The sequence below is a fragment of the Paraburkholderia sediminicola genome (assembly GCF_046027825.1).
GTDB classification, from domain to species: domain Bacteria; phylum Pseudomonadota; class Gammaproteobacteria; order Burkholderiales; family Burkholderiaceae; genus Paraburkholderia; species Paraburkholderia sediminicola_D.
This window is the reverse complement of sequence record NZ_JAQQDU010000280.1, coordinates 1-419: the sequence shown is the minus strand read 5'-3', so window position 1 is coordinate 419 and position 419 is coordinate 1. Positions and strand designations below refer to the sequence as shown.

At 56.8% G+C, this 419-nt stretch carries 1 protein-coding gene; it reads right to left on the bottom strand.

All coding sequences use genetic code 11. The annotated features are described in order from the left end of the window. Positions 1–25: 25 nt before the first annotated feature. A complete protein-coding gene (locus PQQ96_RS42400) occupies positions 26–325 on the bottom strand; it encodes a hypothetical protein (RefSeq protein ID WP_086915002.1) in 300 nt (99 codons plus the stop codon). Positions 326–419: the final 94 nt, after the last annotated feature.

Genomic DNA, 419 nt, shown 5'->3' with positions numbered 1-419 from the left:
CTAGTACAACATCCCTCAAATAGGTTTAATAATTGTCTGGCTGCAAATAAGGCTGCAGGAGCGTGACAACCAGTTGGGCCATTTCGGCGAGCGAACCTGAGCCGGGCAGAGGTTCCCATCGCCCGCTATGGCTACGAAAGGCCGCACCATAAAGATTGCGGCTGAGTTCACTCAGGCGTGCCACAACAGTCGGCTCCTGATTGTCCAGGCGTTTGATCAGCAGATGACGCCCGTAAGCCTGCGTGACCACCTGGTCGTGGCCCAACAATTCGCGCAGTTGACGCTGTAGTTCGCTTGCATGATGTTTCGCGGGTAAGGCAGGCATGAGCGCTCCGGTTCAGGATGCGCCAGTTTGCAACGGATAGCCGCGGAAAGTCCATCTGAAGGGACGTGCCGTCTGGTTGCGCTCGCGGATGAAC

Coding starts and splice junctions, on each gene's coding strand:
- PQQ96_RS42400 (WP_086915002.1), bottom strand. CDS start 325: ATGCCTGCCTTACCCGCGAAACATCATGCAAGCGAACTACAGCGTCAA.